11 protein-coding genes and 1 pseudogene are annotated in these 16,476 nt (G+C 73.8%); 7 read left to right on the top strand and 5 right to left on the bottom strand.

All coding sequences use genetic code 11. The features are described 5' to 3' along the window. The first annotated feature begins 191 nt into the window (after positions 1-191). The gene (locus ACZ5GP_RS16785) at positions 192-401 is read left to right on the top strand and encodes a DUF397 domain-containing protein (protein WP_468751548.1); all 210 of its coding nucleotides are present in this window, start codon (positions 192-194) and stop codon (positions 399-401) included. Positions 402-543: 142 nt separating this feature from the next. Here the strand turns inward: ACZ5GP_RS16785 and ACZ5GP_RS16780 are convergent, their stop codons facing one another. Then, positions 544-1,383 carry a hypothetical protein gene (locus ACZ5GP_RS16780; RefSeq protein WP_468751547.1) on the bottom strand — a complete coding sequence of 280 codons (840 nt, stop codon included), beginning with the start codon at positions 1,381-1,383 and terminating at the stop codon, positions 544-546. A gap of 90 nt (positions 1,384-1,473) precedes the next feature. On the opposite strand from ACZ5GP_RS16780, the gene ACZ5GP_RS16775 reads away from it, so the two are divergent. Both ACZ5GP_RS16775 and ACZ5GP_RS16770 read left to right on the top strand, forming a co-directional pair. Continuing rightward, a complete protein-coding gene (locus tag ACZ5GP_RS16775; RefSeq protein ID WP_468751546.1) occupies positions 1,474-2,271 on the top strand; it encodes an SDR family oxidoreductase in 798 nt (265 codons plus the stop codon). Positions 2,272-2,477: 206 nt separating this feature from the next. Then, a complete protein-coding gene (locus ACZ5GP_RS16770; protein ID WP_468751545.1) occupies positions 2,478-4,037 on the top strand; it encodes a sodium:solute symporter family protein in 1,560 nt (519 codons plus the stop codon). Here the strand turns inward: ACZ5GP_RS16770 and ACZ5GP_RS16765 are convergent. Next, a complete protein-coding gene (locus ACZ5GP_RS16765; protein WP_468751544.1) occupies positions 4,022-5,140 on the bottom strand; it encodes an ADP-ribosylglycohydrolase family protein in 1,119 nt (372 codons plus the stop codon). The two genes, ACZ5GP_RS16770 and ACZ5GP_RS16765, sit on opposite strands and share 16 nt — an antisense overlap. A gap of 166 nt (positions 5,141-5,306) precedes the next feature. After that, positions 5,307-7,724, bottom strand: a complete 2,418-nt coding sequence (locus ACZ5GP_RS16760) for a tetratricopeptide repeat protein (RefSeq protein WP_468751543.1) — start codon at positions 7,722-7,724, stop codon at positions 5,307-5,309. Between the two features lie 194 nt (positions 7,725-7,918). On the opposite strand from ACZ5GP_RS16760, the gene ACZ5GP_RS16755 reads away from it, so the two are divergent. Both ACZ5GP_RS16755 and ACZ5GP_RS16750 read left to right on the top strand, forming a co-directional pair. Then, complete coding sequence (locus tag ACZ5GP_RS16755) at positions 7,919-9,349, top strand: FG-GAP-like repeat-containing protein (RefSeq protein ID WP_468751542.1); 1,431 nt, start codon at positions 7,919-7,921, stop codon at positions 9,347-9,349. A 46-nt stretch (positions 9,350-9,395) separates the two neighbouring features. Continuing rightward, positions 9,396-10,808: an FG-GAP-like repeat-containing protein gene (locus ACZ5GP_RS16750; protein WP_468751541.1), complete on the top strand. Its 1,413-nt coding sequence runs from the start codon at positions 9,396-9,398 to the stop codon at positions 10,806-10,808. 67 nt (positions 10,809-10,875) lie between these two features. Here the strand turns inward: ACZ5GP_RS16750 and ACZ5GP_RS16745 are convergent, their stop codons facing one another. Together ACZ5GP_RS16745 and ACZ5GP_RS16740 are read right to left on the bottom strand one after the other, a co-directional pair. Further along, positions 10,876-13,497: a bifunctional FO biosynthesis protein CofGH gene (locus ACZ5GP_RS16745; RefSeq protein ID WP_468751540.1), complete on the bottom strand. Its 2,622-nt coding sequence runs from the start codon at positions 13,495-13,497 to the stop codon at positions 10,876-10,878. A gap of 63 nt (positions 13,498-13,560) precedes the next feature. Continuing rightward, positions 13,561-14,148: pseudogene (locus ACZ5GP_RS16740) on the bottom strand (LLM class flavin-dependent oxidoreductase); the annotation flags it as partial. Between the two features lie 135 nt (positions 14,149-14,283). Here ACZ5GP_RS16740 and ACZ5GP_RS16735 point away from each other — a divergent pair. Then, on the top strand, positions 14,284-14,700 hold the full coding sequence (locus ACZ5GP_RS16735; protein ID WP_468751539.1) for an ankyrin repeat domain-containing protein: 417 nt from the start codon (positions 14,284-14,286) through the stop codon (positions 14,698-14,700). Positions 14,701-14,888: 188 nt separating this feature from the next. Next, on the top strand, positions 14,889-16,436 hold the full coding sequence (locus ACZ5GP_RS16730; protein WP_468751538.1) for a CehA/McbA family metallohydrolase: 1,548 nt from the start codon (positions 14,889-14,891) through the stop codon (positions 16,434-16,436). Positions 16,437-16,476: the final 40 nt, after the last annotated feature.

The raw sequence follows: 16,476 nt of genomic DNA, 5'->3' as shown, positions 1-16,476 counted from the left end.
TCGGCGCACGGTACACCCTTGTCTTGTCGCGGCGGAAGACCCCCCTGGTATATGCCATCCGGTCGAGTGAACGTCCCCTTCATGCGTCGAAGTTGGCGAGTAGCGTCCATCACGCCATCGAGCACAAGCGTTGGCATCCACCGCGGCGACGCGGCGACAGCAACTCAACGACTGGGCAAAACGGAGAGACCATGGCAATCCAGCAGGGCGTTTCGCACATGTGGGTCAAGTCCTCGTACTCCACCGGCAACGGCGCGTGCGTCGAGGTCAAGTCGCCGCTGGCGACCGGCATCGCGGTGCGTGACTCCAAGGTGACCGAAGGCCCCGTCCTCGCCTTCCCCGCCGACTCGTGGAACGCGTTCGTCACCGAGGTGAGCCGGGGGGCTGCCGGGCTCGCGTGAGACAGCAGCGCCGGCCGGACCGCCCGGCCCCCGAGGAACAACCGCAGCACCACAACCGCATAGCACCACCGTATGAGCCCTCTCGACTGGCCCGCCGTCCCGGCCGAGGGGGCTCGGCCATGCGCCCGCACCGCCGCCCGGCTCAGCGCAGCCGGTCGACGTACAGGTCCGTGCCGGGCACCGTCGGAATGAAGGGCGCGACCAGTTCCACCCGGCCGAGGCCCGACGCGGCGACGGCGGCGTCCCGCCCGGTGAAGTGCGCCTCCCAGCACTCCCGGGGGTCGTCCTGGAGGAACCACAGGAGCGTCAGCCGGGTGTCCACCGCCTCGACCTGCTTCACGTACGTCATCCGGTCCCCGGGCAGCGGGGTCGGCCGGAAGAGCGTCACCATCGCGGCCGGCGATCCGGCGAGCGCGCCCGGCAGCTCCCGGGAGCACAGCCACTCCAGCAACTCGGCCCTGCGGTCCGGGCCGTCGGCGTCGATGACCTCAAGCACCAGGCCCTGGTAGGGGTGGTCGAGCGCGTGGACGTCGCGCGGGCCCGCCGCGCCGTCGCGATAGACGGTCGCCTCGTGGTCCTGGAAGGCGGTGAAGACGTGGGTGCGTTCCTGGTGGACGCGGCCGTCGCGGTTCAGCCGCTTGTTGATGCCGACCGTCCACTTCATGTGGTCGGCGTAGCGCCCCTCGGTGATCCAGTACGTGGAGAGGTAGCAGCCGGCGGTGACCGGCTCGGCCACGGCGGACCGGGCCGGATAGCGCAGGAGCTGGAGGCCGCGCGTGGCCACCCAGCGGCGCCCCGCGTACATCCAGGGCATGGCCATCGCGCCCGCGTAGTAGTGGTCGTCCTCGTACCAGCGGTTGTACGCGTGCTCGTGCCCCGGATGCGGCTCGACCATGGTGATCAGGGCGTGCCCGGGGTGCACGCCGTAGGGGCCGACGGCGGCCAGCTCGGCGTACAGGTCGCTGCGGGTGTCTCGCGCCACGGCTCTGCCCTGCCTCTCTCTTCCTTCCTCCGGTGGACGCCCATACTCTGACGCCCCGTCAGACAAACTGCCAGAGCCGGGAGGCATCCCATGACGCCGTCGTCGCTCCTCGCGGGAAAGACCGTCGTCGTCTCGGGCGTCGGCGCGGGACTCGGCCACCAGGTCGCGGCGGCCGTCGTGCGCGAAGGGGGCAACGCCGTGCTCGGCGCGCGCACGGCGGCGAACCTCGCGAGGACGGCCGCCGAGATCGACCCCGGCGGCGCGCACACCGCCCACCTGGCGACGGACATCACCGACGAGGGCCGGTGCGGAGCGCTCGCCGCGCTGGCGTGCGAGCGGTTCGGGGGAATCGACGCGGTCGTCCATGTCGCCGCCCGGGACAGCCACTTCGGCGGCCTGGAGGACGCGGACTTCGAGACGTGGCGCGGGGTGCTGGACGTCAATCTGCTCGGCACCCTGCGCATGACGCGCGCGTGCCTGCCCGCGCTCAAGGAGCGGCGGGGCGGTGCGGTGGTCCTCATCGGCACACAGTCGGCGGTGGCGGCGCCCTCGGAGGTGCGGCAGACGGCGTACGCGGCGTCGAAGGGGGCGCTGACCTCCGCGATGTACTCCCTCGCGCGGGAGCTGGGGCCGCACCGCGTCCGGGTCAACACCGTGCTGCCGGGGTGGATGTGGGGGCCGCCGGTGGAGGCGTACGTCCGGTTCACGGCGGGGTCCGAGGGGGTGCCGGAGGCGGAGGTGCTGGGGCGGCTCACCTCGCGGATGGCCCTGCCCGAGTTGGCCACGGACGCGGATGTCGCCGACGCGGTCGTCTTTCTCGCGTCCGAGCGGGCCCGGGCCATCACCGGGCAGTCGCTGCTGGTCAACGCCGGGGAGTTGATGCGGTAGACAGCCCGGCCCGATTCAGATACATGAACTCTGATCAACCTTCCGAACGAATTTGCCTGCTCTTGACCTTACCCCCCGTTGTCGCCGACGTGTGCCCGAACCCACGATGAGCACGCACTTCCGGGCCGTCCACGTCCCCCACGGTCTCTTGTGGCGAAGTGCGAGCCATTATGCGCAGTTCACCAGGCGGACCCCTGGAGGGCCACATGAACAGTCTCGACTGGGCCGTGCTCATCGGCTACTTCGGCGTGATGGTCGCGATCGGCGTGTGGTCCCACAAGCGGGTCGACAACGTCAGCGACTTCTTCACGGCCGGCGGGAAGATGCCCTGGTGGCTGTCCGGCATCTCGCACCACATGTCCGGCTACAGCGCGGTGATGTTCACCGGGTACGCGGGCATCGCGTACACCTACGGCGTGACGTCCTTCGTCACCTGGTCCTTCCCCATCGCCCTCGGCATCGCCATCGGCGCCCGGCTCTTCGCCCCCCGCATCAACCGGCTCCGCTCCCGCCTGCACGTCGCCTCGCCCCTCGAATACCTGGAGAACCGCTACGACCTGCGGACCCAGCAGGCGCTCGCCTGGTCGGGGATGCTGCTGAAGATCGTGGACGTGGGCGCCAAGTGGGCCGCGATCGCGACGCTGCTCTCGGTGTTCACCGGGGCGTCGCTGAACCAGGGCATCCTCGTCACCGGCGTCATCACGGCGATCTACTGCACCATCGGCGGCCTGTGGGCGGACGCGCTCACCGAGCTGGGCCAGTTCGTCATCCAGCTGTTCGCCGGCGTCGTGATGTTCGTGGCCGTCGTCGCCGAACTCGGCCCGCACGGCGGCTTCCTCGGGGTCTGGGACGAACCGGAGCTGGCCGGGCACGGCAAGCCGCTGGTCGGCCCGTACGGCACGGTCTTCCTGCTGGCGTTCCTCTTCATCAAGCTCTTCGAGTACAACGGCGGCATGCTCAACCAGGCGCAGCGCTACATGGCGACCGCCAACGCCAAGGAGGCCGCGCGCTCCGCGAGGCTCTCCGCGATCCTCTGGCTCGTCTGGCCCCTCGTCCTGTTCTTCCCCATGTGGATGTCACCGCTCCTGGTCGACGCCAAGAAGCCCGACGGTTCGGACGCGTACGCCCTGATGACCGAACAGCTGCTGCCGCACGGCCTGCTGGGCCTGGTCATCGTCGGCTTCTTCTCGCACACCATGGCCATGTGCTCCTCCGACGCCAACGCGATCGCCGCCGTCTTCACCCGGGACGTGGCGCCGGTGCTCTCCGCGCGGGCGAGGGGCTGGTCGGAGCGGGCGGGGCTGCTCGCCGCCCGGCTGACCACGGTGGCCTTCCTGGGCCTGTCCATGGCGGTCGCCACACAGGTCAACTCCCCCGCGTTCAAGGACATCATCACCGTCGTCATCAAGTGGGTCGCCGGTCTGATGGGCCCCATCGCGATCCCGATGATGCTGGGCCTGCTGCGCGCCTTCCGCACCTGTGGGCCGACGGCCGCGCTGACCAGCTGGGGCGCCGGACTGTTCGCCTTCTACCTGGTCAACTACCCCGTGGACGCCGCCGTCGAGGGCGGCGTCGCCCTCCAGTACCAGGTGTCGATCCCGCTGGCCGTCTCCCTCGTCCTCTACGTCCTCGTCGGCCGGCTGAAGCCCGAGGACACCCCGGAGCGGGACGCGCTCATCGAACGCGTCAACACCGACGACGACGGCCCCGCGGATGCCGCCGCGGCCGAGCCCCTCCCGGCGAAGTCGCCTCAGGCGCGCGGATAGCGGGCGAGCCAGCCCGGGGCGGAGGCGGCGGGGCCGTGCAGGGCCGGGCCCTGGGTCATCTCCATCGCGAAGTCGTCGGCCAGCTCCAGGATGGTGGGCCGGCCCTCCAGCTCGGTGAGCCAGCCCGGGGGCAGCGCCGTCTCCCCGTGCAGCGCGCCCAGCAGCGCCCCGCACAGCGCACCTGCAGCGGCCGACGCCCCGTCGTGGTTGACGGCGAGCCGCACCCCGTGCCGGACGTCCTCGCCGACCAGCGCGCAGTACACGGCGGCGGCGAGGACCCCTTCGGCGGTGCCGTCCGCGAGCAGCTCGCCCACCCGCGCGGCCGTCGGCATGCCCTGGCGCACGGCACCCAGCGCGTGCCGCAGGGCGTCCGTGACGGGCTGGTGGCCGGGGCGGGCGGCGAGCAGGGCGAGGGCCCGCCGGAGCGCGCCGTCCAGGGACTCGCCGCGGGCGAGGCCGTGCACGACGAGGGCGTGCGCGCCGGCCGCCAGGTAGGCGGTGGGGTGGCCGTGGGTCTGGACGGCGCCCTCGACGGCCAGTTGCAGCACGAGCTGCGGCTCCCAGCCGACGAGGAGGCCGAGGGGCGCGGATCTGACGGCGGCCTCGGGGCCCCGCGCGTCGGGGTTCTTGGGGGTCTCCAGCGTGCCCATGATCACGTTGCCGAGGCCCAGGAGGCAGGCCCGGGGAGGATCGCGCCGCTGGTACAGCCACTCCTCGCGGGCCAGCCAGCCGTCCTCCTCGCGCCGCTCGTCGGGCCCCCAGTCGCACTGGGTGGCGAGCCAGCGGCGGTAGGCGCGGTGCAGGTCGGTGGGCGGATGCCAGGCGCCGGTGTCGCGCCGGACCTGGGCGCGGATGAGCCCGTCCACGGTGAAGAGGGTGAGCTGGGTGGCGGCGGTGACCGCGCCACGCCTGCCGTACGCCGGGACGGGCTCGGTCAGACCGTCGGAGCCGTGCGCCGCGCGTATCGCCGCCAGGGGGAGGGCGTCGACGGGCGCCCCGAAGGCGTCGCCCACGGCGGCCCCGAGGAGCGCGCCGCGCACCCGGCTGCGGAAGTCCTGCTGCTCGGCGCGGCCCCAGACACCGGTGGCTGCTGCTGTGCCCACCGGACCTCCCCACACGCCTCGACCGGTTGCGACTGCGCAGCACTGTAATCGAACGGGAACGATCGGTTCAGCGTGCAAGGGGTATGCGGCAAGACGCCCCTGAGGTCGCTTTTGGACCATGTTCACGGGAGCTTCGCAGGGCCTTGGGACACCGCGTGCCGGGCCTTCATCCGCCGGACACGGACGGGCCCGCGGCACTGGCGCGCATCCGCTCCCGCTGCTCCCGCGCCCACGTGTACCCGGGGTCGATCCGCAGCGCCTCGTCCAGGGAGGCCAGGGCCTCGGTCACGTGGCCGAGGGCCTCCAGGGACAGGGCCCTGGAGCCCCACGCCCACGCGTAGCCGGGGTCCAGGGACAGGGCGCGGTCGTACTCGGCGACCGCCTCCTCGTGACGGCCGGCCGAGCGCAGCACATTGCCCCGCTCGCCCAGGGTGCCCGCGACGTCCGGGGCGAGCCGCTCGGCGCGGTCCAGGTCGGCGAGGGCGCCCGGCACATCGCCCAGGTGGTGGCGGACCCGGGCCCGGCGGGCCAGCGCCCAGGCGTACTCCGGCCACAGGGCGATCGCCTGGTCCAGGTCGTCCAGGGCCTCGCGGAAGCGGCCGAGCGCGCACTTGGCCTGGCCGAGGCTGCCCAGCGTCACCGGCTCCGCCGGGTCCAGCTCGTGCGCGCGGTCCAGCCAGGGCAGGGCCTCGGCCGGCCGGCCCATGCGCCGGTAGGTCTCGCCGCGCTGCTGGGCCACCCACGCCGCGTCGGGCGCCAGTTCCGCGGCGTGCGCGAGGTGTTCCAGCGCCCGCTCGTACTCCCCGAGGGCCCGGTGGGTGATCGCCAGGCCGTGGTGGCCCCAGGGGTCGGCGGGGTCGAGGGCGATGGCGCGCTCGTGGTCGCCGAGTGCCTCGCGCGGCCGGCCGAGGAGGAAGAGCCGCAGACCGTGCGCGTTGTGCGCGGCCGCCCGGCCCGCGTCGTCGAGCCCGGCACGGCCCAGGAGCAGTTCCAGCACCCGCAGCGCGCCCTGCGCCTCGTCGGCGAGCGCCGCCCTGCAGTCGTCGGCCCAGGCCCGCAGCTGCCGCGCGTCGGTGTCCTCGGCCGCGTCCTGCACGGCCCGCGCCCACTCGCGGGCCACGGCCGTGTCCACGCGGCACGCGCCGACGCCGTCGCGCAGGACGGCGGCCAGCGCCTCGTGCGGGCGGGCGCACAGCCGGTGGTACTGCTCCTCGACGCGCACCGCCCGCCAGGCGGGCCGCGACCAGGCGTCGTCCGGCCGCGGCGGGCTCCCCTCCGCCTCCTCCAGGGCGGCACGCCGCCGCCCGTACAGCTGGGCGAGGCGGGTGTGCCCCGCGGCCCACTGCTCGGGGGTCAGGCCCCGGCGCAGGCGCAGCATCGGGGCGCGCACGACGCCGTGGTAGCGGGTCGCGCCCCCGCGGTCGGCCCGTACGAACGGCATGGCGCGCAGCCAGGCGTACAGCTCCGCCGGGTCCTCGCCGCCCTCGCCGGTGGCCGCGCCCACGACCTCCTCGTCCAGGCGCCGGGGCAGCGCGCAGGCCAGGGCGGCCGTGCGGTGGGCGGGGTCCGGCTCGCCCTTCAGGAAGCGTTCCACCGCGGTGGCGCTGGGGTCGCCCACGTCGGCGGGGCCGGCGGGGCCGCTCTCGGCGAGGGTGGAGACGAGCACGGGCAGGCGGCCGGACAGGCGCAGCACCTCCGCGACCACCGGTTCGTCGGTGAGGCCCTTGGCGGCGAGCAGGGCGCGCGCCTCGGCGTCGGTGAAGGGCCGCAGCGGCAGTTCGGCCGCGAAGTGGGCGGCGCCCTCCCAGCGGGCGGGGTCGAGGGGGCGCTGGCCCGCGGTCACCACGACGACGTTGGCGGCCAGTTCGCCGTAGCGCTCGCTGGTCATCACGGCGTGCAGCCAGCGGTCGAGGAACGGCGCCGTGCGCTCGTACGTGTCGAAGAAGAGGGTCACCCAGGGCACGGCGCCGGCGGCCTCGGCCAGCTCGTCCATGAGCACGGGGGTGAGGAGGCGCTCCGGCTCCAGGGCGGGCGGCGCGTCCTCCTGGCCGCGCAGGCGCGAGCGCAGCCGGTCCGCGCCGCGCGCGAGGCGGTCCGCGTCGAGGACCCCGGCGAAGCCGCCCACCACCGGCACCATGCCAAGGCCCACCACGCCGGCGCGGGCCGCCACCGCGCTGCCCGTGGAGGGCCCGTCGGGGCCGGGCTCGCGCAGGGCGGCCGCGACGGCCTCGTGGCTGCGCTGCCGGTGGGTGGCCAGCGCCCGCTCCAGGGCCTTCAAGGGCCGTCCCTGCTGGGTGAATTGGGCCGCCATGTCGGTGATGGCCTCGGGGATGCCGGCCGCGCCCTCGTCGACGTGGGCGACGAGGGCGCCCCGGTCCCTCGCCAGCTGGGCCAGCTCCCGCACGAGCGAGGTCTTGCCGACGCCCGCCGGGCCGTGCACGTGGAACAGGAACCGGTGGCGGTCGTCGTCCACCGGCACGTCGAAGTTCTCCCGGAACAGCCGCAGTTCCTCGCCCCTGCCCACGAAGGCGGCCCGGCGCCTGCGCCGGATCAGCTCCTGCATCGACACTCTCGCCCGCGCCATCGTGCTCCTCCCCCCGGCCGTCCTGGCCGCCCGGACCGGCGGCCAGTCTCCCGCATCCGGGCGGGCCGCGAGGTGAACGGCCGCCGTACTCGATGGAACGTCCGCATCTCGTAACGGAGTTCCTGTGGTGTACAACCTTCGCTCCGGGCAGCCCGTCTCCCGTTGCGTCACAGACGTTTTCCACAGGAGGCTCAGTGCCCCGCCGCACCCTCATCACCGCGATCGCCGTCGCCGCGCTCGCGACCCCCCTCGCCCTCGTCGCCGCCGCCGGCACGGCGTCGGCCGCGCCCGTGCCGCCCCGCACGCCGGTCACCGACTTCAACCACGACGGGTACCCCGACCTCGCGGTCGCGGCGCCCTTCGGCACGGTCGACGGCGTCGAGAAGGCGGGCTACGTCTCCGTCGTGTACGGCACCGCCTCGGGGCCCGGCACGGCGCGCCACCAGATCATCGACCGCTCCACGCCGGGCGTTCCCGGCGAGCCGGCGGGGACGTACGCCTTCGGCTACCAGTCGATCCCCGGCGACCTGGACGGCGACTCCTACACCGACCTGCTCGTGTCCGGCGGGGACGACAACGGCAACAAGGCCACCGTGCTGTGGGGCTCCAAGGACGGCCTGACCGGCCAGAACACGCTCCTGCCCTACCAGTACTCCGAGTTCGCCCTGGGCGACTTCAACGGCGACGGCAAGCGCGACCTGGTCGTGAACGCCGAACCGAGCGACGACCCGGACGTCTCCGGGATGACGATCCAGTACGGCCCCTTCACCCGCGACGGCAAGACCCGCACCCAGGACAGCTTCACCACGAGCGACGGCCCGACGGGCATCCGCTCCTTCATCACCGGCGACCTGACGGGCGACGGCGTGGACGACATCGTCACCACGCACGGCTTTGAGGAGATGCAGCACGAGGCCCGCTTCTGGAAGGGGTCCAAGACCGGCGTCAGCCACACCTCCAAGACGCTCGGCACGGCCTACAGCGGCACCGTCGGCGATGTGGACGGCGACGGCTACGGTGACCTGATCACCCGGGACATCGGCTCCGTCACCGAGGTCATCGACAGCGACCCGGGCAGCATCACCATCCAGTACGGCGGCTCCACCGGCCCCACCGACGCCCGCAAGAAGGTCATCACCCAGGACACGGCGGGCGTCCCGGGCGCCAGTGAGCAGGACGACGCCTTCGGCGCCTCGCTCATCGCCGGTGACGTGAACGGCGACGGCAAGGCGGAGGTCGCCGTCGGCGTCCCCGGCGAGAGCCTCGACGCGGCCACCGGCACCGGCGCGGTCGTCCTGCTCAAGGGCGCGTCCAAGGCCAACGGCGGCATGACGGGCAAGGGCGCCGTCGCCTACAACCAGAGCACCGCCGGGGTCCCCGGGGTCTCCGAGGCGGGCGACGACTTCGGCCGCCAGGTGTCCCTCACCGACCTGAACAAGGACGGCAAGGCCGATCTGACCGCCACGGCTCCCGGCGAGGACGGCGCGTACACCGACTCGGGCGCCCTGTGGAACCTCTACGGCTCCGCGAGCGGCCTGACCACGACGGGCGCCGGCACGCTCAGCCCGGTCAAGCTCGGCGCGCCCGAGAAGGACGCCAAGTGGGGCCACACTCTCGCCGGCTGACCGCCCCTCCCCTCCCCGGACCCCTCCCCCTCACTCTGGAGAACCCATGCGACGCTCCCTCACGGCCGCTCTCGCGGTGACCACGCTCGTCACGCCCCTCGTGCTCGTCGCCACCGCGGGCGCCGCCTCGGCCGCCCCGACGGCGCCCCGCACGCCGCTCGTCGACTTCAACCACGACGGGTACGCCGACCTCGCGATCTCCGCCGTCGGCGGCTACGAGGGCACGACGCCCGGCAAGGTGACGGTCGTCCTCGGCTCGGCGTCCGGCCCCGACACCGCGCACGCCAAGACGTTCGGCCGCGCCACCCCCGGCGTGCCCGGCGAGCCGCAGAACGGCGGGCGGTTCGGGCAGGAGACGGCCGCCGCCGACCTCGACGGCGACCAGTACACCGACCTCGTCGTCAACGGCTACGACGGCAAGGCCGTCGTCCTGTGGGGCTCGGCCTCGGGCCTGTCCGGCCAGGGCAGCGCCGAGCTGCCCTGGAACGGCGGGCACGTCACCGCGGGCGACTTCAACGGCGACGGCAAGCGCGACCTGGTCACGGTCGACTTCCCGAGCAGCGACGACCCGGACAACGACGACCAGGGCATGCTCATCTCCTACGGCCCCTTCACACGCGACGGCAAGGCGGCGAGCACCCAGGCGGTCGCCACGAGCCGGACCTTCGGCCCCGGCGGCTTCGTCACGGGCGACGTCACGGGGGACGGCGCCGACGACATCGTCTCCAACCACGGGTTCGAGGAGATGGCGTACGGCAGCAAGTTCTGGGCCGGCGGCAAGGACGGCGTGAACACCACCCCGAAGCCACTCGCGGCCTCCGTCGGCGGCGCCATCGCGGACGTCGACAAGGACGGCTACGGCGACCTGATCGTCCGCGACATCGGCGGCAACTTCGAGGACATGCCGTACCAGAAGGGCACGATCCTCATCAAGTACGGCACGGCGGACGGCCCTTCGTCGACCCGTACGGCGAAGATCACGCAGGACACGGCGGGCGTGCCCGGCGTCGGTGAGGACGGCGACGAGTTCGGTGCCGCCATCAGCGCGGGCGACGTCAACGGCGACGGCTACGCGGACGTGGCCGTCGGCGTCCCCGGCGAGGACATCGAGTCCGTCAAGGACGCCGGCAGCACCGTGCTGCTCAAGGGCTCCCGCACCGGTCTGACCGGCACGGGCGCCCAGGCCTTCCAGCAGTCCACCACCGGGGTCCCCGGCGCCTCGGAGAAGAACGACAGGTTCGGCGGCCAGGTCCTGCTATCCGACACCAACAAGGACGGCAAGGCCGACCTGACGGTGAGTGCCCAGCTGGAGGACGGCACCTACGCCGACTCGGGCGCCGTGTGGCACCTGCGCGGCGCGGCGAGCGGCCTGACGGTCACCGGCATCACGTCGCTCGGCCCGAAGTCGCTGGGCCTCCCGGAGAACCGCGTGGAATTCGGCGGCTTCCTGACCCGCTAGCCGACCGGCGAAAGCCCCGTCCGCCGGGCGGCGCGCGGAAGCCCTCCGCGTGCCGCCCGGCGGGACGTCAGTCCACCAGGGGCAGCAGCTCCGGCAGGTGCCCGTCGGAGGCCTGCGCCGCGCGCCGGCGCTCCTCGGGGACCTCGCCGTAGAGCGTCGTACGGGGCTTCGCGGGCCGTCCGGCCGCCTCCGCGATGGCCGTCAGGTCCTCGACGGAGCGGTACGAGCCGTAGCTGGAGCCCGCCATCCGCGAGATGGTCTCCTCCATCAGCGTGCCGCCGAGGTCGTTCGCCCCGGACCTGAGCATCTCGGCGGCGCCCTCCTGGCCGAGCTTCACCCAGCTGGTCTGGATGTTGGGGATGTGCGGGTGCAGCAGGATCCGCGCCATGGCCGTGACGGCGCGGTTGTCGCGGGCGGTCGGGCCCGGCCGGGCGATGCCGGCCAGGTAGACGGGCGCGTTCGTGTGGATGAAGGGCAGCGTCACGAACTCCGTGAAGCCGGCGACGTTCTTGGCCAGCGCCCGCTGCTGGACGGCGGCCAGCGTGCGGAAGTGGCCGAGCCAGTGGCGCGGCTGGTCCACGTGGCCGTACATCATCGTGGACGAGGAGCGGATGCCCAGCTCGTGCGCGGTCTCGATGACCTCGATCCAGGTGGCCGTCGGCAGCTTGCCCTTGGTGAGGATCCAGCGCACCTCGTCGTCCAGGATCTCGGCGGCCGTGCCCGGGATGGAGTCCAGGCCCGCCTCCTTGGCGGCGGTGAGCCACTCCCGTATCGACAGGCCGGTGCGGGTCGCGCCGTTGACGACCTCCATCGGCGAGAAGGCGTGCACGTGCATGCCCGGCACGCGCTCCTTCACGGCGCGCGCGATGTCGAAGTAGGCGGTGCCCGGCAGGTCGGGATGGATGCCGCCCTGCATGCACACCTCTACGGCGCCGACGTCCCAGGCCTGGGCGGCCCGGTCGGCGACCTGGTCCAGGGAGAGGGTGTACGCGTCGGCGTCCGTCCTGCGCTGGGCGAAGGCGCAGAAGCGGCAGCCGGTGTAGCAGACGTTGGTGAAGTTGATGTTGCGGGTGACGATGTACGTGACGTCGTCGCCGTTGACCGTCTTGCGGATGTCGTCCGCGACGGCGCACAGGGCGTCCAGCGCGGGCCCGTCGGCGTGCAGCAGCGCCAGCGCCTCGTCGTCGGTGAGCCGGGTCGGGTCGTCGGCGGCCGTGGCGAGGGCGGCGCGCACGTCGCCGTCGATGCGGGACGGGACGCCTTCCCGCTGCCTGGCGTCAGCTACTTGCTCGCGCAGCGCCTCCCAGTCGCCGTACACCTCGTCGAAGTCGTCGCGCCGGTCGGCGGTGCGGCCGGTGGTGTCGATGGTGCGGTGCAGGTCGGTGCGGCCGGAGGCGGCGACGTACCCCTCGTCGGGCTCCTGCCAGGGCCGGCCCTCGACGGTGGCGTCAGGGCGGGCCAGGCCCGTCTCGGGGTCGGCGAGGGCCCGCAGGTGCGGCAGCAGGCGCGGGTCCAGCCAGGGCTCGCCGCGCTGGACGAACTCCGGGTAGACGCAGAGCCGTTCGGCGAGGGTGAAGCCCGCCGCCGCGGACCGCTCGGTCAGCTCCTCGATGCGGGGCCAGGGCTTCTCGGGGTTGACGTGGTCGATGGTGACGGGCGAGACACCGCCCCAGTCGTCGATGCCGGCGGCGATCAGCCGCTCGTACTCGCCCGCGATGAGGTTCGGCGGGGCCTGGATGTTGCCGGCCGGGCCCATGATGTGCCGGGCGACGGCGATGGTGGCGACCAGGTCGTCGATCTCGGCGTCGGGCATGCCGCGCATCGCCGTGTCCGGCTTGGCGCGGAAGTTCTGGATGATCAGCTCCTGCACGCCGTGGTACGAGCGGGCCACGCGGCGCAGCGCGAACAGCGACTCGGCGCGCTCCTCGTACGTCTCGCCGATCCCGATGAGCAGTCCGCTCGTGAACGGCACCGACGAACGCCCGGCGTCCTCCAGGACGCGCAGCCGGACGGCCGGCTCCTTGTCGGGCGAGCCGAAGTGCGGCTGCCCCGGCTCGCTCCACAGCCGCTCGGAGGTGGTCTCCAGCATCATGCCCATGCTGGGCGCGACCGGCTTGAGCCGCTGGAAGTCCGTCCAGGTCAGGACGCCCGGGTTGAGGTGCGGGAGCAGGCCCGTCTCCTCCAGGATGCGGATGGAGATGGCGCGGACGTAGGCGAGGGTGTCGTCGTACCCCTCGGCCTCCAGCCACTCGCGGGCCTCGGGCCAGCGGTCCTCCGGCTTGTCGCCGAGGGTGATCAGGGCCTCCTTGCAGCCCAGTTCGGCGCCGCGCCGCGCGATGTCGAGGACCTCGTCGGGGGACATGAACATGCCGTGGCCCTCGCGCCGCAGCTTGCCGGGCACCGTCACGAAGGTGCAGTAGTGGCACTTGTCGCGGCACAGCCGGGTGAGCGGGATGAACACGCTCTTCGAGTACGTGATGACACCGGGCCGGCCGGCCGCCGCGAGGCCCGCGTCCCGTACCCGCGCCGCCGACGCCGTCAGGTCGTCCAGGTCCGCGCCGCGCGCCTGCAGCAGGACGGCGGCCTCCCCCACGTCCAGGGCCACGCCGTCCCTGGCCCGCCGGAGCGCGCGGCGCATGGCGTTCGCGGTGGGTCGGTCGGCCTCGTCGGGCTGCGCGCTGTTGGTCATGTCTCCGAGCATACGAGCGAGAACACCTGACCTGTGCAGATACTTCCGATCACTCCGGTGCCGTCACGGACGCACGTGCCGCCGCGCCGCGTCGAGCGCCGCCCACACCTCCGCCTCGCCGGCCGCGGGCAGCTGCCCGATCACCTCGTCCACCCCCAGCTCGACGCAGTGCGCGAGCTTGCCCGCGTCGGGGGCGACGCCGGTCAGCGCCACGTACAGGTCGTCCGGCTCGCGTCCCGCGTCCGCCCACACCGCGCGCAGGACGGGCAGCGCCGCACACAGGCCGCTGCCCCCGACGGGCATCCAGCCGTCGGCGTACTCCGCGAGGTGCGCGAAGAGGCCGGGGCCCGCGGCGCCGCCGATGAGGGTGCGCGGCCCGTGCAGCGGCCCCTTCCCGGGCCGTTTGCGCGGCGCCCGGCGGGGTTCGGGATGGGCTTCGCTGGGCCGCACGGAGCCGAACTCGCCCTCGTACGCGGTCGGCTGGTCCGCCCGCAGTGCCCGCATGAGCGCCATGCGGTCGCGTACGACGGCCCGCCGCCTCGGCCACCGGACCCCGTGGTCCTCGGCCTCCTCGCGGTTCCAGCCGTAACCGATGCCGGGGGTGACGCGGCCCGCGCGGAGGTGGTCGAGTTCCCGGGCCAGGCGCACCGGGCCGATGGTGGCGTCGGTCATGTACAGCGCCGCGGGGACGCGCACGGGTGCCTCCGGGGGTCGGTGCTTCCTCGGCACTTCCTGTCCCCGGAAAGCCGGTTGGCCCGTGGCAGCGCCCTCATTACCCTGGCGCCGGTGAACCGACGCCGCCAGAAGAAACTGACCCACCGCCTGGTGTACGCCGCGCTGCTCGGCGACACCGCCGCCGTGGCCACCCTCCTGCGCACCGGGATCGACCCGCGCCTGCCGAACCCCGAGGGCACGCTGCCCCTGTACGCGGCCTCGGTGCACGGCGCCGCCGAGGCCGTGCGGCTGCTGCTGCGGGCGGGCGCGGAGCCCGACGCCGAGAGCGGCCACGGCGGCGAGGGCACCCCGCTGTGCGGCGCCGCCTGCTGGGGCCACGCCGACGCCGTACGCGAACTCCTCGCCCACGGCGCCGACCCGAACCGCCGCGAGGACCACGGCACGGGCCACGCCCCGCTGCACTGGGCCCGGCTCGGCCCGCACCCGGAGACGGAGGCGCTGCTGTTGGCGGCGGGCGCCACCGGGTGACGGGCCGCCGGGTGGCGGGGCCCCGGGGGACAGGGCCGCTGTCCCGGAGGGGGCGCCGACGGCGGAACCTTTCGTGGCCACCGGGTGGAAATACGTCAATCTCCTTCCCTTGCCGCGCAGTTCACGGCTCAATACCAGGGTTGCCCGCACCACTCACGTCATCATCGACACCCCCGGGGAGCCGCAGCATGTGCGAGGACGTCGTGCACGAGGGACCGAACAGGCGCGCACTGTTCGTGACGGGAGCCGCCGCCGCGCTCACGCTGAACGGCGTGGGTTTCGCGAGCGGCGCCGAGCGCGGCGCCGACGGCGGGGCGGCGGGCCGGGCGCCGGGGAGCACGGAGACGCGCACGGTGCGCGGCACGCTGCCCGTCGGGGCGCCGGACTTCGTGTACCTGCCGGTCGAGATCCCCGCCGGGGTCGCCGAACTCCGCGTCGCCTACAGCTACCAGAAGCCGCCCGTCCCCGCCGGGACGCAGGGCAACGCCCTGGACATCGGCGTCTTCGACGAGCGCGGCACCGGCCTCGGCGGCGAGGGTTTCCGGGGCTGGTCCGGCGGCGCCCGCACCGAGTTCTTCCTGCGCGCCGACGACGCGACGCCCGGTTACATCCCGGGCCGCATCCGCCCCGGCACCTGGCACATCGCCCTCGGCCCGTACACGGTCGCCCCCGAGGGCCTCCCCTACGAGGTGACCGTCACCCTCACCTACGGGGCGCCTGGCAGGACCCCGAGGCCCGGCTACCCGCCCGAGCGCGCCAAGGGGCGCGGCCGCGCCTGGTACCGGGGGGACTGCCATCTGCACTCCGTGCACTCCGACGGGCGGCGCACCCTCGCCGAGATCGCCGCGCTCGCCCGCGCCGCCGGTCTCGACTTCATCAACAGCTCGGAGCACAACACCCACTCCGCGCACGCCCACTGGGCCGAGCACGCCGGGGACGACCTGCTGATCATGCTCGGCGAGGAGGTCACCACCCGCAACGGCCACGTGGTCGCCCTCGGCACGGACCCCGGCACGTTCGTCGACTGGCGCTACCGCGCCCGCGACAACCGCTTCGGGAGGTACGCGCGGAAGATCCGGGACGCGGGCGGCCTCGTCGTGCCCGCCCACCCGCACGCGACCTGCGTCGGCTGCAACTGGAAATTCGGCTTCGGCGAGGCGGACGCGGTCGAGGTGTGGAACGGCGCGTACACCCCGGACGACGAGGTGTCCCTGGCCGACTGGGACAGCATGCTCGTCGCCTCCGTACGCGGTGGCCGGCCGTGGATCCCGGCGATGGGCAACAGCGACGCGCACCGCGACCCGGACCGGATCGGCGGCCCCCAGACGGTCGTCCTGGCCGACGGCCTGACCCGCACGGCCATCCAGGAGGGCCTGCGCAGGGGCCGTTCCTATGTGGCCGAGTCGAAGTCGGTGGAGCTGGCGTTCTCGGCGGCGGGCGGCCGGGGCGCGCACGCGGGCATCGGCGGCCGCCTCGCCGTCGACCGCGACACCCCCGTCACGGTCCGCCTGGACGTCGAGGGCGCCCCGGGCTGCACGGTCCGCATCGTCACCGACCAGGGCGTCCTGCACACCAGCGCCCCGCTGCCGGAGTCCGGCGCGGGCACGGTGGAGTGGCGCACGACCCCGTCGTACGCGGCGTACGTCCGCGCGGAGGTCCGCCACCCCGCGACGACCCCGAACCTGCCGGGCCCCCTGACGGCCTTCACGAACCCGATCTTCCTGGGCCGCGCCTGACCGGCCCGGGTCCTGACAGAGCCCCCGGCCGAGGGCTCTG

The sequence above is a fragment of the Streptomyces sp. NPDC031466 genome, assembly GCF_055581265.1.
The sequence above is the reverse complement of the archived record's forward strand: the minus strand, read 5'-3'. Positions and strand labels throughout refer to the sequence as shown.

Coding starts and splice junctions, on each gene's coding strand:
- ACZ5GP_RS16785 (WP_468751548.1), top strand. CDS start 192: ATGGCAATCCAGCAGGGCGTTTCGCACATGTGGGTCAAGTCCTCGTAC.
- ACZ5GP_RS16750 (WP_468751541.1), top strand. CDS start 9,396: ATGCGACGCTCCCTCACGGCCGCTCTCGCGGTGACCACGCTCGTCACG.
- ACZ5GP_RS16730 (WP_468751538.1), top strand. CDS start 14,889: ATGTGCGAGGACGTCGTGCACGAGGGACCGAACAGGCGCGCACTGTTC.
- ACZ5GP_RS16760 (WP_468751543.1), bottom strand. CDS start 7,724: ATGGCGCGGGCGAGAGTGTCGATGCAGGAGCTGATCCGGCGCAGGCGC.
- ACZ5GP_RS16770 (WP_468751545.1), top strand. CDS start 2,478: ATGAACAGTCTCGACTGGGCCGTGCTCATCGGCTACTTCGGCGTGATG.
- ACZ5GP_RS16775 (WP_468751546.1), top strand. CDS start 1,474: ATGACGCCGTCGTCGCTCCTCGCGGGAAAGACCGTCGTCGTCTCGGGC.
- ACZ5GP_RS16745 (WP_468751540.1), bottom strand. CDS start 13,497: ATGACCAACAGCGCGCAGCCCGACGAGGCCGACCGACCCACCGCGAAC.